Source organism: Alcaligenes sp. MMA (assembly GCF_020907215.1).
GTDB lineage: Bacteria > Pseudomonadota > Gammaproteobacteria > Burkholderiales > Burkholderiaceae_B > Alcaligenes > Alcaligenes aquatilis.
In genome coordinates, this window is the sequence record NZ_JAJJPP010000001.1 from 277936 (window position 1) to 296310 (window position 18375).

Annotated in this window: 14 protein-coding genes; 7 read left to right on the forward strand and 7 right to left on the reverse strand. The window is 56.2% G+C overall.

Features of this window, described 5'->3' with window-relative positions; all coding sequences use genetic code 11:
- Positions 1 to 47: 47 nt before the first annotated feature.
- Positions 48 to 1373 carry a sensor histidine kinase gene (locus tag LNA76_RS01210; protein ID WP_230017688.1) on the reverse strand — a complete coding sequence of 442 codons (1326 nt, stop codon included), beginning with the start codon at positions 1371 to 1373 and terminating at the stop codon, positions 48 to 50.
- Between the two features lie 119 nt (positions 1374 to 1492).
- Positions 1493 to 2227 carry an osmolarity response regulator transcription factor OmpR gene (gene ompR / locus LNA76_RS01215; protein ID WP_003801024.1) on the reverse strand — a complete coding sequence of 245 codons (735 nt, stop codon included), beginning with the start codon at positions 2225 to 2227 and terminating at the stop codon, positions 1493 to 1495.
- 278 nt (positions 2228 to 2505) lie between these two features.
- On the opposite strand from ompR, the gene tsaB reads away from it, so the two are divergent.
- Positions 2506 to 3738 carry a tRNA (adenosine(37)-N6)-threonylcarbamoyltransferase complex dimerization subunit type 1 TsaB gene (tsaB, locus tag LNA76_RS01220; RefSeq protein ID WP_108727766.1) on the forward strand — a complete coding sequence of 411 codons (1233 nt, stop codon included), beginning with the start codon at positions 2506 to 2508 and terminating at the stop codon, positions 3736 to 3738.
- Entirely contained in the window at positions 3735 to 4652 is a 918-nt protein-coding gene (locus LNA76_RS01225) for a uracil-DNA glycosylase (RefSeq protein WP_108727765.1), read from the forward strand. The genes tsaB and LNA76_RS01225 overlap by 4 nt, the downstream gene beginning before the upstream one ends.
- A 242-nt stretch (positions 4653 to 4894) precedes the next feature.
- On the opposite strand, the gene lplT is transcribed toward LNA76_RS01225, so the two are convergent.
- Positions 4895 to 6205 carry a lysophospholipid transporter LplT gene (lplT, locus tag LNA76_RS01230; protein WP_094197341.1) on the reverse strand — a complete coding sequence of 437 codons (1311 nt, stop codon included), beginning with the start codon at positions 6203 to 6205 and terminating at the stop codon, positions 4895 to 4897.
- A 499-nt stretch (positions 6206 to 6704) separates the two neighbouring features.
- Here lplT and smc point away from each other — a divergent pair, with 499 nt between their 5' ends.
- The 3 genes from smc to ligA are packed head-to-tail and all read left to right on the forward strand — an operon-like array spanning position 6705 to position 13381.
- Positions 6705 to 10229: a chromosome segregation protein SMC gene (gene smc, locus LNA76_RS01235; RefSeq protein ID WP_230017689.1), complete on the forward strand. Its 3525-nt coding sequence runs from the start codon at positions 6705 to 6707 to the stop codon at positions 10227 to 10229.
- Between the two features lie 45 nt (positions 10230 to 10274).
- Positions 10275 to 11297 carry a cell division protein ZipA C-terminal FtsZ-binding domain-containing protein gene (locus LNA76_RS01240; protein WP_094197339.1) on the forward strand — a complete coding sequence of 341 codons (1023 nt, stop codon included), beginning with the start codon at positions 10275 to 10277 and terminating at the stop codon, positions 11295 to 11297.
- Entirely contained in the window at positions 11294 to 13381 is a 2088-nt protein-coding gene (ligA, locus tag LNA76_RS01245) for an NAD-dependent DNA ligase LigA (protein WP_230017690.1), read from the forward strand. Before LNA76_RS01240 ends, ligA begins: the two co-directional genes overlap by 4 nt.
- A 300-nt stretch (positions 13382 to 13681) precedes the next feature.
- On the opposite strand, the gene LNA76_RS01250 is transcribed toward ligA, so the two are convergent.
- Genes LNA76_RS01250 through msrB form a run of 4 tightly spaced genes read right to left on the reverse strand, consistent with a single transcriptional unit; the run spans position 13682 to position 15696 of the window.
- Entirely contained in the window at positions 13682 to 14458 is a 777-nt protein-coding gene (locus LNA76_RS01250) for a peptidylprolyl isomerase (protein ID WP_094197337.1), read from the reverse strand.
- An 8-nt stretch (positions 14459 to 14466) separates the two neighbouring features.
- On the reverse strand, positions 14467 to 14730 hold the full coding sequence (locus LNA76_RS01255; protein WP_009456641.1) for a BolA family protein: 264 nt from the start codon (positions 14728 to 14730) through the stop codon (positions 14467 to 14469).
- A 7-nt stretch (positions 14731 to 14737) separates the two neighbouring features.
- Complete coding sequence (locus LNA76_RS01260) at positions 14738 to 15304, reverse strand: septation protein A (protein WP_009456639.1); 567 nt, start codon at positions 15302 to 15304, stop codon at positions 14738 to 14740.
- The gene (gene msrB, locus LNA76_RS01265; RefSeq protein ID WP_094197335.1) at positions 15301 to 15696 is read right to left on the reverse strand and encodes a peptide-methionine (R)-S-oxide reductase MsrB; all 396 of its coding nucleotides are present in this window, start codon (positions 15694 to 15696) and stop codon (positions 15301 to 15303) included. Before msrB ends, LNA76_RS01260 begins: the two co-directional genes overlap by 4 nt.
- A gap of 328 nt (positions 15697 to 16024) precedes the next feature.
- On the opposite strand from msrB, the gene LNA76_RS01270 reads away from it, so the two are divergent.
- Together LNA76_RS01270 and LNA76_RS01275 are read left to right on the forward strand one after the other, a co-directional pair.
- Positions 16025 to 17194 carry an ABC transporter substrate-binding protein gene (locus LNA76_RS01270; protein ID WP_094197334.1) on the forward strand — a complete coding sequence of 390 codons (1170 nt, stop codon included), beginning with the start codon at positions 16025 to 16027 and terminating at the stop codon, positions 17192 to 17194.
- Between the two features lie 138 nt (positions 17195 to 17332).
- Positions 17333 to 18370: a branched-chain amino acid ABC transporter permease gene (locus tag LNA76_RS01275; protein ID WP_094197333.1), complete on the forward strand. Its 1038-nt coding sequence runs from the start codon at positions 17333 to 17335 to the stop codon at positions 18368 to 18370.
- The last annotated feature ends 5 nt before the right edge of the window (positions 18371 to 18375 follow it).

Sequence of the window (18375 nt, forward strand, 5' to 3'; positions counted from 1 at the left end):
GAGACTAGCCTTGGGCAGGGAAAATCCCTGCCCAAGTCTTATTCAGCTCAGGAAGTTTTGTTGTCCTTATCGGCCTGGGTTCCAGGCGCATTGCGACTGGCACGGATACGTGGCAATTGAATGCGAGCGGTCAAGCCTTCGGACGGAGCACTGACCAGTTCAAAGTGCCCTCCGACCTGTCCTAGCAAACGTTCCACAATCGCCAGTCCCAAACCTGCACCACTGACACCTGTGCGGGCAGAGACACCGCGCGAGAAGGGGCGCAGCAGGCGCTGGATGTCGCTTTTTGCAATACCGGCTCCCTGATCCTTGACGGCGATGATCAAAATATTGCCATGTTGATGCGCCGACAGCTCGATGCGTGCCCGATCATCTTCGGGACTGCGTCCATAGCGGCGGGCATTTTCGATCAGGTTAGAGACAATGCGCTTTAAGTCGTGTGCGCTGATGCGGGCATACAGATTGGGTTCGACGGAGGCTGTCAAAATGCCACCCAGCGATTCGGTATGCGTGCGCTCACGCTCGTAGACATCATTGAGCACGGCGGACACATCAATGCCATGCTCGGGCACAGCCGCAGCAGGACGGGCATATTCCATCAATTGACCAATACTGTGGTCAATCTGAGCCAAGTCCTCGTCAATGGCGGCACGAGTCTCGTCCGATACCTGACTTAATTCAATTTCCAGACGCATGCGGGCCAGTGGTGTGCGCAAATCGTGCGAAATACCGGCCAGCATGATCTCTCGATCCGCCTCTGTTTGGCGGATATCTCGGGCCATGCGGTTAAAGGCGATATTCATGTCACGGATTTCAACCGGGCCTTTTTCAGGCAGGGTGCTGGGTGTTTCACCACGAGCCAACTGCTGGGCCACTTTGGCCAGTTGGGCCAAAGGCCGGTTCACAAAGCGCACACTGACAGCGGCACCGATCAGGGCCAGCAGCAAGGCGGTAGCGCCCCAGCCCAGCCATTCCACTCCGGCAGTCAGACTTAATTGTTCGCGATCAAAGACCAGCCAATACTGATCGTCATTGATATCAAACGAAACCCAGATGCCCGGCACGCTGTTGACCGACCACATGATCAAGGTCTGGCTGCCTAATGCGCCACGCACTTCGGTAGAGACATGCTGCCAGTAGTTGGAGCGCGGCAGGGGTTCAAGCTCGTCCGTGTTCTCGCGTGGTTGCACGCGCAGACTTTCCTTGGTAGCCAAATCCAGCAACAGGGCAGGGCGTACCGCTGGGGGCGCGTACACCAGGGCCGAACGGGTGATGCTGACAATGGACGCCACGCGCTGCGCCATTTGGGCTGCGCGTGGGCCTTCTTCCATACTGAAGAATACTTGCAGCCAGGCACCCAGGCTGACGAGCATTAACGCTGCGAGCAATAAAAAAGACCGGCTGAATAAACCCAGCCGGATACTTGAGTTTTTTGTTGCTCGGCGTTGGGCGGCCACGGCGGGCCGCCCGTCTTGCTGACCGGAAGACAAGGTCAGTTACCGCCGTCTGGAACAAAAACGTAGCCCAGGCCCCAGACCGTTTGAATAAACACGGGCTTGGAAGCATTGGGTTCGATCAGCTTGCGCAGACGCGAAATCTGGACGTCCAGACTACGGTCAAAGGCTTCGTATTCACGGCCACGCGCCAATTCCATCAGTTTGTCGCGCGACAAGGGGATCTTGGGGTGACGGGCAAACACTTTCAGCACGGAGAACTCGCCCGTTGTGATGGGGACAACTTCGTTATTGCGTGTCAGTGTTCGAGTGGACAGGTTCAGCACATAAGGACCGAACTCAATCGATTCATTTTCCTGACTAGGTGCGCCGGGGTGTTCCTCGGTACCACGGCGTCGCAAGATAGCGTTGACACGGGCCAGCAGTTCGCGGGGGTTGAAAGGTTTGATGAGGTAGTCATCGGCACCCATTTCCAGGCCCACGATACGGTCGATTTCTTCGGCCTTGGCGGTAAGCATGATGATGGGGGTATTGTCGTGACCGCCGCGCAGCCGGCGACAGATGGATAGGCCATCCTCGCCTGGCAGCATCAGATCCAGTACCAGCAGATCGAAATGCTCACGTTGCCAGAGTTTGGCCATTTCTTTACCGTCTTCGGCAACGAAGACGTTGAATCCTTGTTCAGACAGGTAGCGGCGCAGCAAATCGCGCAGCCGGGGATCGTCGTCAACGACAAGGATTTTGCGGGTGAGGGGGGGTGTCGGCGTATTCATAGCGAAAATGTAACAGGCATCAGAAAGCGCGTATAGGGGGGTGTAGAAAAATATTACACATTAAGTGTTTTGTACTATTTATGCGCCTTGCAGCAGGTTTAGGGTGATTTAGAAGACGATTGTATGGTGGCAAATAATCTGATTGGTCGGTTTGAGCCAAGTCAAAAAAAAGAGCGGCCAGAGAAGAAATGCGCTCTGAGTTGCGCTGTGGAGTGTTTTGTCCTTGTCCGATCCCAGGGAGCTGCCTATTTTGAGGCTGCTTAAACTAAAATAGCGCGATGGATGCACATATTCTTGCCTTGGAGACTTCCTCCAATCTCTGTGAACTGACCTTGTTATCTCGCACACAGGCGGGTATTTCGCTTGTGGAGCTGAGTCACGAGGGGAGCGGCGACCACGCCGAACGCCTTTTGCCCATGGCCGAGCAACTGCTGGAGCAGGCGGGGGTGGATAGACACGCCTTGACCGCGATTGCGTTCGGGCAAGGTCCAGGTGGATTTACCGGGCTGCGCGTGGCCTGTGGCGTGGCTCAGGGTATGGCTTTTGCCTTGGGCTTGCCGGTACTGCCGGTCTCGTCCTTGTTGGCGGCTGCCGCTTGCGGCACGCCCATCGAGGGGACGGCTTATGTGGTGGCGCAGGATGCGCGCATGCAAGAGGTGTATGCCGCTGTGTACAGTTGGACGGCCAAGGGTTCCTGGTCCGTGCTGCAAAGTCCGGTCTTGCTCGATGCCGCCCAGGTCACTACCTGGATTGTTCGTTTGCAAGCGGAAGGGTTGATTGCCCAGCAACAGCCCATTTGTGTCCTTGGTGACGCTCTGGAGCAGTTTCCTGATCTGGCCCCAGCCGTTCTGGCTCAGGGCTGGGAAGTGGGCCAGCCGTGGCGTGCAACCGGTGCCAGTGTGGCGCATTTGGCCTTGCATGATCTGGACGAAGGACGCGGTGTCTCCCCGGACCTGGCCATGCCATTGTATGTGCGCGAGAAAGTTGCCTACACCATTCAGGAACGTGAACAGGGCTTGGGTGGAAACCCGGCCGCTCTGGATCAACCTTTGCAAATTGAAGCCATGCAGGCAGGCCATGTATCTGCTGTACTGGATATTGAACGCTGCGTGGAAACACACCCTTGGACGGCAGGTAATTTCACGGATGCTTTGGGCAATAGTGCGTATTGCTCCCGAATCATTCACAAGCAAGGGCAGGTTCAAGGCTATGCCATTTGGTTGCAAGCCCCCGATATGATTGAACTTCTGCTGATTGGGGTGTCCCCCGAGCAGCAGCGCCGCGGTCTGGCCTGGCAATTGCTGGACGATGGCCTGGAATGGGCCCGTCAGCAGCAGCTCGAGCGCGTGGTTCTGGAGGTGCGAGCCTCAAATGCGCCGGCTATCGGCTTATATCAGAAGTATGGTTTCAAGGCGGATGGTTTACGTAAAAACTACTATCCGCTTAGCGATGGACGGCGTGAAGACGCGGTCTTGATGAGCCTGAGCTTGGCCAGCAAGGCAGGGGCATGATCGATTTTCAGCCTATCTCCCCTTTGCAGCGCACCTGGCTTTTGGAGTTGGGGCTGGAGCGTGCTTTTTTGGCGCGTCTGCCCCAGGCGCAGCCTGGTGGGCAGTCCGCCCCTGTGGCCGCCCCTGCGCAAGAGGCCGCAGCAGCGATGCAGACGGCTCAGCCGGTAGAGCGGCATCTTAATGATGCGGGCAGTCCGTCCCCCTCAGCCCCCGCAGCGGCTACGGATGCCATGTCGGCCCGAGATCAGGCACTGGCTGTCTTGCGTAAATCCGGTGCCAGACCGGTAGCGGCAGCTCCTGTCGAGGAAGTGGTGCAGCGGCCTGCCGTGCTGATTCAGCCTGAAAAAGCGCAGGATATGGCCAGCTTGCTGGAGCAAGTACAGGCTTGTCAGGAATGTGGTTTGCACACGGGGCGAGCTCAAGTAGTGTTTGGTTCAGAGCTCTTGTCCGAGCCGGACTGGATGATTATTGGCGAAGCACCGGGCACGAGCGATGATCGTAGCGCCAAGCCTTTTGATGGCAAGGCGGGTCTGCTCTTGCAAGCCATGCTCAATAGCGCGATTCCCAATGCCTCGGTTTATAAAACGCATCTGGTGAAGTGCCGCCCCCTGGGTAATCGTCCCCCCACACAGGAAGAGCTGGCTGCATGCCGGGCTTTTCTGGACGCGCAAATTCGCTTGGTACAGCCACGTCGTTTGTTGGCCGTCGGCCATTTGGCGGCGGTGGCACTAAGTGGTCGTGATGAGGATCTGGAAACCTTGCGGGGTCAGGCTTTAACGTATACCGATGCTCAGGGGCGCAGCCTGCCTTTGGTGGTGACATACCATCCGGCCTCGCTCTTGTTGCGCCCGCAGCACAAAGCCAATGCCTGGCGGGATTTGTCTTTGTTGCGCGAATTGCAAAACCAGCCCTGATACAGGTCCTTTGGGTATTTTTATCGCCGGACCGCCCCAAGATAAAAAGCGCCCCCTTGGGGGGCAGCAAGCCGCAGGCGCAGCGTGGGGGTATGTTTTATCGCCGGGCCGCCCCAAGATAAAAAGCGCCCCCTTTGGGGGGGCAGCAAGCCGTAGGCGCAGCGTGGGGGGTATGTTTTATCGCCGGGCCGCCCCAAGGCTCGGCGCCCCCGATCAAAAGCGCCCCTTTGGGGCGCTTTTGCTTACTTGGCCGTCAATGCCTGCCCATGTCCTTCTTGTCCGATGCAGGCTTCCAACTCGGGATGGGCGCGCAGATTGGCATTTTTCCAGATGATGAATACCGTCATCAAGGATGCCACCATCAGGCCAAAGAACACAATGATGTAGTTGATGGGTAAACGCAGCCACAGCAGTAGGCTGTACAGCGCCAGCATGAACAGAATATTCAGTTGTTCATTGAAGTTCTGGACAGCAATGGAGTGACCGGCCGACAACATGACGTGGCCGCGATGTTGTAGCAGGGCGTTCATGGGGACGACGAAAAAGCCGGATAAGCCCCCAATACCCATCAGCAGGGTATAGACCGCCCATTTTTCGTGGACCAACGGCATGAGCAAAACCACAAAGCCCATGGCCACGCCCACCGGCAGAACGGCCAGGGATTTCTTCAAGGGAACGCGAGCGGCAAAGACAGCGCCAAAAACCGTCCCCAAGGCTGCTACTCCCATCAGCACCGAGGCCTGATCCAAACGGTAGCCCAGATGCTGGGCGCCCCATTCGATCACAATGAATTGCAAGGTGGCACCGGCACCCCAGAACAAGGTAGTGACGGCCAGTGAGATTTGGCCCAGCTTGTCCTGCCACAAAATGCACACGTAGGAACGAAACTCCTTGAGCAGCAAGATGGGATTTTTTTGTTGAGGTGGGTAGTCGATATTGGTGCGGGGAATCAGCAGATTGCACAGTGCTGCAGACAGATAAATAAAGGAAATCAGCAAGATAGCGACTTCGGCACGCGTCTGGGCCAACGGTGCAATCAGAGGGTGTTCGGCCAGCGCGCTAGCGATCGATGGGTTGATCAGGATACCGCCCAACACCGTGCCGCCGATGATGGACAGAACGGTCAGCCCTTCAATCCAGCTATTGCCCTTGACGAGCAATTCGGGCTTGAGCATTTCCGTGACGATGCCGTATTTGGCGGGGGAGTAGGCGGCAGCACCGATACCAACCAGGGTGTAGGAGATAAAGACCAGAACCAACTGCTGGGAGTCGTTCATGCCAAAGTACTGGTGGCAGAACATCAACATACAGCCAATCAGCTTGATGGCGTTGGTGGCGAACATGACTCGACCCTTGGGATACGAGTCAGCAAAAGCACCTACAAACGCCGCCAACAGGACGTAGGACAGTGCAAACCACCATTTCATCATCGGGACCATCCAGATAGGTCCGTGCAAATCTGCGATCAGGGCGATAGCGGCAATCAGCAAGGCATTGTCAGCAACTGATGACAATGCCTGCGCGGCCATGACCAGATAAAAACCTTTATTCAAAATACATTCCGAATGCGTGTGCTTTTTGAAAACAGTATGGTGGCTGCAAAGCACGAATCTAGGCCAGGTATCAGGCAGGACGAGCTGGCCGGGGGCTGCTCACCACGGTTCTCCTGAAAAACCTGTGCCGGTGCGAAATTTACGAACAGAGATGGGGAGCAAGAATAACAGGGACTGCGGTGGCAGTGGTATCAGAAATTCATTGCATGTGTTTGTCTGCTTGGATTTTCGGGACGGGCGGGCACTGCCAAAGCACTATTGTAAATGGTCTGCTCGACACTATTGCCCCGCTTGCCACGCAGGGTAAACAGGGCTTGACGGCGGGCGATGGGGGCTGCCTTACTATTTCAGCAGCCGAGCCGTGGTTTTCATTTGTTTTTTAGCTGTCTTTGCGGTGGGTGGCAGGTGCTGCGGTATCATACGACTCGCGGTGCCAGGCAGATCAAAATGGCGCCGTGTGCCTGTTCAAATTGGTCTTTTCTGAGCTGACTTCTACCCTGTGCGTCTAACCCAGATCAAACTCGCTGGTTTCAAATCTTTTGTGGACCCGACCTCCATCCCAACTCCCAGTCAGTTGGTGGGTGTTGTCGGGCCCAATGGCTGTGGGAAATCGAACATCATCGATGCGGTGCGTTGGGTGCTGGGCGAGAGCAAAGCCTCCGAGTTGCGTGGCGAGTCCATGCAGGACGTTATTTTCAACGGTTCATCGCAACGTAAACCGGCTGGCCGTGCGTCGGTTGAACTGGTTTTTGATAATTCCGAAGGGCGGGCCTCAGGCCAGTGGAGCACCTATGCCGAGATCTCGGTACGGCGTGTCCTGAGTCGGGACGGGACAAGCAGCTACTTTCTGAACAATCAGGCCGTTCGTCGGCGTGACATTCACGACATCTTTTTAGGTACGGGCCTGGGGGCGCGTGGTTACGCCATCATCGGGCAGGGCATGATTAACCGCCTGATTGAAGCCAAGCCCGAAGAGCTGCGCGTATTTCTGGAAGAGGCGGCGGGCGTGTCGCGCTACAAGGAACGTCGTCGCGAAACCGAGAGTCGCCTGCGCGACACCCGCGAAAACCTGCTGCGGGTAGAAGACATCCAAAGAGAACTGGATGCGCAACTGGAGAAATTGCAGGCGCAGGCCGAAGTGGCGCGCCAGTATCGGAATTTGCAGCAAGATGGCGAGCTCAAGCAAAATCTGCTGTGGCTGTTGAAAGAGTCCAATGCGCAGGGCGATCAGAAAGCTCGTTTCCTGGCAATTGAGCAAGCCCAGACCAAGCTGGAAGAATCTATTGCAGGTTTGCGGCATACCGAGTCTGCGTTGGAGTCTCAGCGACAGGCGCATTTGCAGGCCGGGGACGCTTTGCATCAAGCGCAAAGCCAGTTGTATGAGGCCGGCTCCCAAGTGTCTAGCCTGGAGGCGGAAATTCGCCACGTGCTCGATTCGCGCAGCCGCATGGCGCAGCGTCGCGAGCAACTGGAGCAACAACAGCACGACTGGGTCGAGCAACAAGAACATTGTCAGCAGGAGCTGGAAAACAGCGAACAGCAGCGTGAAGAGGCGGCGGTAAAGCTGGAGGAGTTACAGATTCAGCTAGAAGAGGCGCAAGGAGCCTTGCCCGATCTGGAGCGGCGTGTACGCGAACAGGCCCAGCGTCGGGACGAAATGCGCATGGCTTTGGCGCGTCTGGAGCAGAATCTGGCCTTGGCTGCGCAATCGCAGCGCGATGCTGACCGCCAGATCCAAGGCGTGGAGCAGCGTCAGGAGCGCTTGAAGCAGGAACTGCGCGAACTCAATGCCCCGGACCCGGACAATCTGGAACGTCTGCAAGGCGATCTGAACATGCTGCAAAATCAGTTGCAGCAAGCTCAGGAGCATATGCAGCATCTGGAAGCCCAGCTTCCTCGATTGGAACAAGAGCGCAAAGAAGCGCAGGAACAAGCTGTGCAAGGCGGGCAGGACATGGCCCGTCTGGAAGCACGTCATCTGGCCTTGAGCCGTTTGCAGGAAGACGTGGCCCGCAAGGGGACTCTGGAACCCTGGCTGGCCAAGCACGGGCTGGAGAGCATGAAACGTCTTTGGCAAAGCCTGGACGTGGAGAAGGGCTGGGAAACCGCGCTGGAAGCCGTGCTGCGCGAGCGCATGACGGCTTTGGAGCTGCGTCGCCTGGATATGGCGGCTGCGTTCGCCAGCGATGCGCCACCTGCTCGTTTAAGTTTTTACCAGTTGCCCGAAGCGGGGGCGCCTGTCAAGCCCGCGCTGGATTTGCCCTTGCTGACCTCGGTGCTGCGACAGCAGGAAGGTGGTTTGCGTAGCTTGCTGGATAACTGGTTGCACCAGGTTTATGTCTGCCAGGACTTGAAGCAGGCTTTAAGCTTGCGCGAGCAGTTGACGGATCAAATGGCCATTGTGGTGCGTGGAGGTCATTTGGTGGATAAGCACAGCATTCGCTTTTATGCACCGGACTCCGAGCAAGCCGGGATGCTGGCTCGTCAGCAGGAAATTGCGCATCTCGAGCGAGAGCTGCGTGGCGCTCAATTGATTGTGGACGAGCTGGGCCATACCAGCACCCAGGCCGAAATGGCCTTGCAGCAAGTGCGTAATGGTCTGGTTCCGGCCCGAGCCCGCGTGGGCGAGCTGACCGCTCGTATGCACGATGTGCAATTGGAACACTCCAAGCTGGCTCAGCAAGCGCAGCAATCGCAAGAGCGCGGTGGTCGTATCAACGAGGAACTGGAAGAACTGGCGGTGCAGCGCGAAGAGCTGCAAGCGAACCGCGAGGAGTTCGAGGCCCGTTTTGAAACGCTGGACGAAGAGTTGGCCGAGCATCAGGGGGTATTTGCCGAAGCGCAGATGGAAGGCGAGAAGGGCGCCGAGCAGGCTGAGCAGGCTCGGCGCACAGTCCACGAGCGCGAACGTGCTGTGCACGATGCCCAGTTTGCCGAACGTGCCTTAGTGCAACGTATGGCCGAACTGGAGCGCAATCTGGCCTTGGCGCAGGAGCAGGCACAACGCACTGCCGGCCAGTTGGAAGGTTTGCAAGGCGAACTGCTGGATCTGGATGCCTCGGCCGCACAAGCCGGTTTGCAGGATGCGCTGGAATTGCGTGCCGAACGCGAGGAAGCAGTACGCTTGGCAAAAATCCAGCTCGATACACTGGCAGCCCAATTGCGCGAGCATGAACAGGCCCGTGCCGAGCATGAAAAGAATCTGGGACCTTTGCGCGAGCAAGTCACTGAATTGCAGTTGCAGGAACAAGCGTCGCGTCTGGCGGTCGAACAGTTTGCTGAACAGTTGGACAGCAGAAAGGTAAACCGTTCCGAACTGTGGAGCTTGTTACAGGAAAAGACACCGGAATGGCAGCGCGTGGGTTGGTTGCAGTCTGAAGTGCAGCGTATCTCGCGCCAGATTGAAGGCTTGGGTCCGGTGAACCTGGCGGCCCTTGAAGAGCTGACTACAGCGCAAGAACGCAAGACTTATCTGGATGCCCAGCATAAGGATTTGAGTGATGCCATCGAGACCCTGGAAGATGCAATTCGCAAGATTGACCGCGAGACGCGCCAGTTGCTCATGGAAACATTCAACATCGTTAATCAGCACTTTGGTGAGCTTTTCCCAAGGCTATTTGGTGGTGGAGAGGCTAAACTGACGATGGTGGGCGATGAAGTGCTGGAAGCCGGGGTGCAAGTCATGGCTCAACCACCAGGTAAACGCAATAGCACGATTCATTTGCTCTCTGGTGGTGAAAAGGCCTTGACCGCGACAGCGTTGGTTTTTGCCTTTTTCAAACTGAATCCTGCCCCCTTTTGTTTGCTGGACGAGGTGGATGCGCCATTGGATGATGCTAATACCGAACGCTATGCCAATCTGGTGGCCAGCATGAGTGAACAAACCCAGTTTTTGTTTATTTCTCACAATAAAATTGCCATGCAGATGGCTAAACAACTGATCGGTGTCACCATGCAAGAGCAAGGTGTGTCCCGAATTGTGGCAGTGGACGTAGACGCTGCCATGCAAATGAGCAGTGTGTAAGCCTGTTTTTTTTAATCCGCTAGTGTTGATTCGACGGAACTGACAATGAGTGATTTGCAAATCGCACTGATTTTATTGGGCATTTTGCTCATCTTGCTCGTGGTGGTCTTTAACTGGTGGCAAGACCGCCGAGTGCGCCAGCAGATGCAAAGCCAATTCCCGGATGGGGATACGGATCCTTTGATGAGCCAGCTCACCGAGCTGGAACGTCGCGAGCCCAGCATAACGCGTGGCGGGGATGCTGCGGCTGCTGGCAGCGAGCACGATGCCGCTGAGGCCGATTGCACCACCGAGGCCGTCATTGACATCAGTTTCAGCCAGCCAGTGGACGCCCAGGATTTGGCTCAGGCCTTGCAGTCCATCTCGCGTACGGGTGCCAAGCCCGTGCGTTACTTTGCCGAGTGCGAAGGGGGCGGTCATCGTGCTCGTTTGCGTTCGGGCGAGTCCTACGCCAGCATGCAAATTGCCGTTTTGCTGGCCAATCGCAGCGGTCCCTTGTCAGCCATTGAGTGGTCGCAGGTCTGGATGGCCGCGCAAGCGTTGGCGCAACAATTTGATGGCTCGGTAGAAGGTCCTGAACAGGACGATGTGTTGCGTCGTGCAACTGCCCTGGACAATACCTGCGCCGATCTGGACGCGTTGGTGGGGGTGTCGGTGCGTTTGCCCGGCCCTATGCCGGCTTCTTCCGTGATTCAGATGGTCAAGGACGCCGGTTTTTTACCCTTTGGTCAGCAACTGGCCTGGCTGGCCGATTCGGGCCAGCCCCGTTTTACCGCCATGTTCGACGGCGCCCAACCCAGGGATATTCAGTCGGCCAGCATTGAGCGTATTGACCTGTTGCTGGACTTGCCCAACAGCCCGGCGGACGATCATGCCTTTAGCCGTATGGCAACGGTGGCCCGTGATCTGGCCAGCCGTCTGGACGGCGTGGTGTTGGATGACCAAGGTCGCCCCTTGCCCGAGAGCACCGATCAAAACATTGATGAGCAACTAAGCAATCTGTACGAACGCCTGGAGCAAGCTGGCTTTACGGCAGGCCAGGAACGTACAGGCAGGATTTTTTCGTGAGTTTGAAGCGAGTACAGCAGTTACATGAAGAACTGGCCCAGCATAACTGGGCCTATTACGTTCAGGATGCACCCAGCATTTCGGACGCGCAATACGACGCATTGATGAACGAGCTGCTGGCGCTGGAAGCCGAGCACCCGGAATGGATTACCCCGGACTCTCCTACGCAACGCGTGGGCGCAGCACCTTTGGACGGCTTTGACACTGTTGAGCATGCCGTTCCCATGTTGTCTTTGGGTAATGCCTTTGATGATGCGGAGGTGCAGGCTTTTGACAAGCGCGTCGCCGATACCTTGGTCGACGCCGGTGTGGTGGGTTTAGACCGCCGGGTAGATTATCTGGCCGAATACAAGTTTGACGGCTTGGCGATCAGCCTGCGTTATGAACAAGGTCTGTTGGTACAAGCATCGACTCGCGGTGATGGCACCACGGGTGAGGACGTCACCAGCAATATTCGCACCATTAAATCCATTCCTCTGCGCTTGCGCGGCGATGCGGCGCAATTGCCCGCCGTGCTGGAGGTGCGGGGCGAGGTCTTGATGAATCGGGCGGACTTTGAGCGCCTGAACGAGAACCAGACCAAGCGTGGTGAAAAAGTATTTGTGAATCCGCGTAATGCGGCCGCAGGCAGCTTGCGCCAGTTGGACCCGAAAATCACTGCTAAACGGCCTTTGCGCTTTTTTGCCTATGGCTGGGGGGAAGTCAGCCCTATGCCTGCCGTGACTCAGCCGCAACATGCCTTGTTTGCCGAACCCGTAGGCGATGCGCTGCCCCGTGATACCCAATCGGGCATGATGGACTGGCTGGAAAGCCTGGGTATGCCCTTGAGCCGCGACCGCAAAGTCGTCAAGGGCGTGCAGGGCCTGCTGGATTTTTATACCGAGACGCAAGAGCGCCGTACCGGTTTGCCCTTTGAAATTGACGGTGTGGTGTACAAAGTCAATTCTTTGGCCGCGCAGCGTGTCCTGGGCTATGTGGCACGTGCGCCACGCTTTGCTGTCGCTCACAAATTCCCCGCGCAGGAAGAAATAACGCGTGTGGAGAACATCGAGTTTCAAGTGGGTCGCACCGGTGTTGTCACGCCAGTCGCACGTTTGAAACCGGTCTTTGTGGGTGGCGTTACAGTGACCAATGCCACGCTGCATAACGAAGACGAGGTACGTCGCAAAGATGTGCGCGCAGGCGATACCGTGGTTGTTCGTCGTGCCGGGGATGTGATTCCGGAAGTTGTTGCCGTGGTGCTAGAGCAGCGCCCCGAAGGCAGTATGCCCTTCGAGATGGTCAAGGAGTGCCCGGCGTGTCATTCGGCGCTGGAGCGTCTGGACGGTGAGTCCGCCTGGCGCTGTACCGGTGGCTTGATTTGCCCCGCCCAGCGCAAGCAAACGCTGATTCACGCGGCCAGCCGTAAAGCCCTGGATATTGAAGGTCTGGGTGAAAAGCTGGTGGACCAGTTGGTGGAAACCGGACTGGTCCATACCTTAGCCGATATTTTCAAGCTGAAGGTAGAGAAGTTGGTGCTGCTGGAGCGGATGGGACGCAAGTCCGCCGAGAACCTGATCGAGGCGATCAACAAGGTGCGTGAGCCAGCCTTGAATCGTCTGATCTATGCCTTGGGTATCCGCCATGTTGGCGAGACTACGGCACGCGATCTGGCACAGCATTTTGGCTCCTTGCAGGCCTTGGAGCAGGCTGATGAAGAGGCGCTGCTGCAAGTTAACGAAGTGGGCCCGGTTGTCGCGGCTTCCGTACGGCACTTTTTTCAGGAACCTCATAATCGTGAAGCCCTGGATGATTTGCTGGCCGCTGGGGTGACACCTCAACAGGCACAAGCCCGTGCCAATAGCGCTAATCTGCCGCTGGCGGGCAAAACGGTTGTCATCACGGGAACCTTGCCCAGCATGAGCCGTGACGAGGCTACGCGCCGCGTATTAGAGGCGGGCGGTAAGGCTAGTGGCTCAGTCTCCAAAAAGACCGCCTATGTGCTAGCGGGAGCTGAGGCCGGTTCCAAGCTGACCAAGGCACAAGAATTAGGCGTGACTATTTTGGACGAAGCCCAGTTTCTGGCTTTATTGGCGGGTGAGTAAGGCGCTGGTGTATGAAGGTCAGTGTCTGGCGAGCATGAGGAGCGGAGTGCTCTTGTCTGAAGCCAGCGGTCCAGCAGAGTCTTATTCCTGTTATTGTCTGCGGGAGAACAAGCGTAGAGTTGCTGGCGCTTTACCTCTTGTTTCAAGCCCGAGGTGAATTGACCGAGGGGCTATCCTTGGCCTTGGTTCCGAAAGAGGCATGATCCGACTTCATGAGCAATAAATATGGCGCCTCAAGGGCGCCATATTTGTTTTCCTGCCAGCCGTTTTATCGGAAAGACAAAGCGGCCGTCAAAGCCGTTACTTGATGTTGGCTTCTTTCAGGATTTTCTGCTGGTACTCGGCCAGCTTGCGCTGACGCATCATCTCTTCCAGCTGAGGCTTGACTTCAGCCATGGCCGGGAAGGTCACAGGACGAGCATCGTCTACCTGAATGATGTGCCAGCCAAACTGGGACTGCACAGGTGCTGCGCTCAGTTCGCCTTTTTTCATTTTCTCTACCGCCTGAGCGAACTCCGGCACGTAGGTGGAGCTAGGCGCCCAGCCCAGATCGCCGCCTTGCTGGCCGCTACCGGTGTCGATGGAGTCTTTCTTGGCGGCATCCGCAAAGCTGACTTTCTTGGACTTGATCTTTGCCAACAGGTCTTTGGCAGCCGCTTCGTCCTTGACCAGGATGTGGCGCACCTTGTATTCCTGCTGACCTTCTTCCATCGCCTTGATGGTGTTGTATTCCTTGGTCAGATCGGCTTCGGTAACAGGGTTCTTTTTCAGGTAATCGGCCATCAAGGCACGGACCAGAATGCTTTGGCGAGCCAGTTCCAGCTCTTGTTGAACCTGGTTGGTCTTGTCGATACCGGCTTTTTCAGCGGCTTGCACCACGGCCAGACGGTTGACCATTTCCTGTTTGACTTGCTCACGCAGCTCGGGCGAGTCCTTGGCGCCTTGCTCGACCAGAACGGCGACGAACTGATCCAGGTCTTTTTGCGTGAGGTTTTTGCCATTTACGGTGGCAATCGTCTGTGCATAGACCGGAGCAGCCATAGCGCAGGTCAAGGCAAATGCGGCAATACGTTTCATGAGCATCCTTAAGCAGTAGTTTTGGCTTGAATAGCCAATGCGTGAATCGGGAAAGGCATTAGATCGTGGACGCGATCATACACAAGTCTGTGTCGTGCCAGTGTTGAAATTCCATCAAATTGTTTCGAGGCGATGATCACCCGAAAGTGGCTTGCGCCCCCTTGAGCACCGGCGTGGCCGGCATGCAGATGGGATTCATTAATGATGTCCAGTTCAGAGGGTTCCAGAGCCTGGAGCCGTTCGTGAATCAGGGAAGCGAGTGCGTCTGTCATGGTGAAATCAAGATTTTGGGGGAGTGGAGTTGTCGGACGAGTCTTGCAGGTAGCGGCCCAGCCACAAGGATTGGGCAACGACAAACACCAGCATCAAACCCAGCAGGCCAAAGGCTTTGAAGTTGACCCATTGGGACTCGGTAAAGTGGCCCGAGAAGGCAACGTACAAATTCACCAGGCCCATGGCGACAAAGAAGCTGGCCCAGACCAGGTTTAATTTGTCCCAAACATGGCCGGGCAATACCAGATGGGTGCCCATGAATTTTTGCATCAGGTTGCGATGCATCAGATAGCGTCCGCCCAGCAGCACCAGCGCAAAGATCCAATACAGCACGGTCGGTTTCCAGCGGATGAAGACATCGTTGTGGAAAAACAAGGTGGCACCGCCAAAGACCACAATGACGGCCAGATTGATCCAGTGCGAGGTCTCGATTGCCTTGCTGGTGAGTTTTAACCAGAGTATCTGCAATACCGAGGCGGCCATGGCCACGCCGGTTGCGACATAGATGTCGGAGAAACGAAACGCCAGAAAAAACAGAACGAGCGGGAACAGATCAAATAAAAGCTTCTTCATGCGTCAGGTTCAAAGGTCATGGACAGGGAGTTAATGCAATATCGTAGCCCAGTGGGTGGGGGGCCGTCTTCAAAGACGTGGCCCAAATGAGCATCGCAGACATTGCACAGCACTTCGGTGCGCCGCATGCCGTGGCTGGTATCCAGTTCCTCGCGCACATTGTCCGGGTTCAGGGGGGTGAAGTAGCTGGGCCAGCCGCAACCGGCATCAAACTTGGTGTCAGAAGCAAACAGGGGCGTGCCGCAGCCAACACAGCGGTAAATGCCGGGCGTGGTGGTGTCCCAGTAACGGCCGGTAAAGGCACGTTCCGTCCCTTTCTGACGCGTGACATAGAATTCTTCGGGGCTGAGTTGGGCGCGCCACTCGGCTTCGGTTTTACGTACTTTTTCCACGTGTGCTGCCTTATGAAAAACAGATCAATGCCTACAAGAGGCGCAGTCCTACATAGTAATCGACAATTAGAGTGCGTTTGGAACAGAGGGTTCCAAAGTGCAGCCTGTCCTGACTGCCCAGTCAAGAAAATAGCGGTACAGGGCACTTACTTAGTGAGCTATCACTTTAGTTAGTGCACTATTTAAACTTTTAATATTTAAGGTAAACACCAATATCTGAAATTCGTGCGACTTGATACGTTTCTGGTATCTGCTGGTGATTATCTGTATTACGATTTTTTGACCGTGAAATCGGTCCACAACAACGAACAAATATTGGGAGAAAAGGATGAACTGCATTACTACTGGTCGTCTGACGACATTGGCTGCAGCCCTGGCTTTGAGTCTGCCCGTCGCCGTGTCTGCGCAGATCAAAGTGGGTGTGACGGTGGCAGCGACAGGACCGGCGGCCTCGCTGGGCATTCCTGAACGCAATACCGTCAGCCTGTTGCCTACTGAGGTGGCCGGCCAGAAAATCGAGTACATCGTTCTGGACGATGCCACCGATACCACGGTGGCCGTACGCAATATGCGCAAGCTGATTACGGACGACAAAGTGGACGTGGTGATCGGTACGTCCGTGACTCCCGGCTCCCTGGCGATGGTGGACGTTGCTGGTGAAACCAAGACTCCCATGATCAGCGTGGCTGCCAACGCCAAGATTGTTGAGCCTGTCGAAGGCGCTCGTACCTGGGTCTTCAAAACTCCCCAGAATGACCAGTTGATGGCCGGTGCCTTGGCAGAGGCCATGGTCAAGCAAAACGTCAAAACCCTGGGCTTTATTGGTTACAACGACGCCTACGGTGATGGCTGGCTGAACGTGATTACTGAAGCGGCTCAAGCCAAGGGCATTAAAGTGCTGGGTGCCGAGCGCTATGGCCGCAACGATACCAGTGTGACCGGTCAGGTTCTCAAGCTGCTGGGCACCAAACCCGATGCCATTTTGATCGCCGGTTCCGGTACTCCGGTTGCCTTGCCTCAGCGTGAACTGAAAGGCCGTGGCTTTGCAGGCATCATTTACCAGACACACGGTGCCGCCAACAGCGACGTGCTGCGTGTGTGTGGCAAAGACTGTAACGATATGATCTTGCCAGCCGGTCCTTTGCTGGTCGCCGAACAACTGCCTGATAGCAGCACGGTGAAAAAGACGGCTATGGAGTACAAGGAAAAATACGAAGCCAAATATGGTGCTGGCTCCATCAACACCTTTGGTGGGCATATGTGGGATGCCGGTCTGCTCGTGACCGAAGCCATTCCAGAGGCCCTGAAATCTGGTGCAAAGCCAGGTACCCCCGAGTTCCGCGCAGCCTTGCGTGATGCTCTGGAGCAAACCAAGGAACTGGCCGCTTCCCAAGGCGTGTTCAATATGTCTGCAACAGATCATGCCGGTCTGGATAAGCGGGCCCACGTGATTGTGAAAGTGGTCGACGGTAAATGGACGTATCAGCCTGATCTGTAATATCTGACAGGCAAAAACCGGCTCCCAAGCCGGTTTTTTCCAAGGCGGGTGCCTGAGGATCCTGGCGCCCGTTCCCGCTACAGGCCTGCGTTTGCCGTAAGCCCTTTGCCCTTTTTGTTGTACAGGATGTTGTCCGACATGGATACCACCATCGCTTTGATTTTGTTGCAGGATGGCATATTGAATGGCGCCATCTATGCTTTGCTCGGGCTCGCCCTGGTTCTGGTTTTCCTGGTTACCCGCGTCATCTTTATTCCACAAGGTGAGTTCGTCACCTTTGGCGCCTTGACCTTGGCTTTCGTGGTCAATGGCCGCATGCCGGGAACCGTTATTTTGTTATTGATCGCCGGTGCGCTGGTGTTCTTGCTGGAGTTGCTCTCTGCCTTGCGCAGTCGCAGCCTGACAGGCATGCCACGCAAGTTTCTGGTCAATATCGTGATTCCTGTCGCGGTTTACTTTGCCGCCCCTGCCATTGTCAGCTCGCAGTTGCCCTTGTGGGTGGCCGTATTGTTCTCACTGGCGGTTGTGATCCCGCTGGGTCCCATGGTGTATCGCCTGGTGTACCAGCCGATTGCCGAAGCCAGCGTGCTGGTGCTGCTGATTACTTCGGTAGCCGTGCACTTTGCGCTGACCGGTTTGGGTCTGGTGTTCTTCGGTCCGGAAGGCTGGCGCACGCCTCCTTTCATGGAAGGCGAAGTGTCCCTGGGCGCAGTAAGCTGGTCGGCCCAAACCTTTTTTGTGATGGGCGCTTGCGTGTTGCTGATTCTGGCCTTGTGGGGCTTTTTCGGTAAGACCCTGTATGGTCGCGCTTTGCGTGCAACGGCGGTGAACCGTCGTGGTGCCCGTCTGGTGGGTATCAGCACCAATATGTCCGGCTCTCTGACGTTCACGCTGGCTGCAGCCATTGGTGCCTTGTCCGGCATGCTGATCGCTCCTGTGACGACCATCTACTACGACACCGGCTTTTTGATCGGTCTTAAAGGTTTTGTGGCGGCGATTTTTGGCGGTTTGATCAGTTACCCCGTCACCTTGTTGGGCGCTTTGTTCCTGGGTGTTCTGGAGGCGTTTTCCTCTTTCTGGGCTAGTGCCTACAAAGAAGTTATTGTATTTACCATGGTGATACCGGTGTTGTTGTGGCGCTCCTTCGGTAGCAAGCACGTGGATGATGAGGAGTAAATCAC

Excerpts from the sequence above, each read along its gene's own strand:
- LNA76_RS01210 (WP_230017688.1), bottom strand. The coding sequence starts at position 1,373 with ATGCTCGTCAGCCTGGGTGCCTGGCTGCAAGTATTCTTCAGTATGGAA.
- ompR (WP_003801024.1), bottom strand. The coding sequence starts at position 2,227 with ATGAATACGCCGACACCCCCCCTCACCCGCAAAATCCTTGTCGTTGAC.
- tsaB (WP_108727766.1), top strand. The coding sequence starts at position 2,506 with ATGGATGCACATATTCTTGCCTTGGAGACTTCCTCCAATCTCTGTGAA.
- LNA76_RS01225 (WP_108727765.1), top strand. The coding sequence starts at position 3,735 with ATGATCGATTTTCAGCCTATCTCCCCTTTGCAGCGCACCTGGCTTTTG.
- LNA76_RS01240 (WP_094197339.1), top strand. The coding sequence starts at position 10,275 with ATGAGTGATTTGCAAATCGCACTGATTTTATTGGGCATTTTGCTCATC.
- LNA76_RS01250 (WP_094197337.1), bottom strand. The coding sequence starts at position 14,458 with ATGAAACGTATTGCCGCATTTGCCTTGACCTGCGCTATGGCTGCTCCG.
- LNA76_RS01255 (WP_009456641.1), bottom strand. The coding sequence starts at position 14,730 with ATGACAGACGCACTCGCTTCCCTGATTCACGAACGGCTCCAGGCTCTG.
- LNA76_RS01260 (WP_009456639.1), bottom strand. The coding sequence starts at position 15,304 with ATGAAGAAGCTTTTATTTGATCTGTTCCCGCTCGTTCTGTTTTTTCTG.
- LNA76_RS01270 (WP_094197334.1), top strand. The coding sequence starts at position 16,025 with ATGAACTGCATTACTACTGGTCGTCTGACGACATTGGCTGCAGCCCTG.
- LNA76_RS01275 (WP_094197333.1), top strand. The coding sequence starts at position 17,333 with ATGGATACCACCATCGCTTTGATTTTGTTGCAGGATGGCATATTGAAT.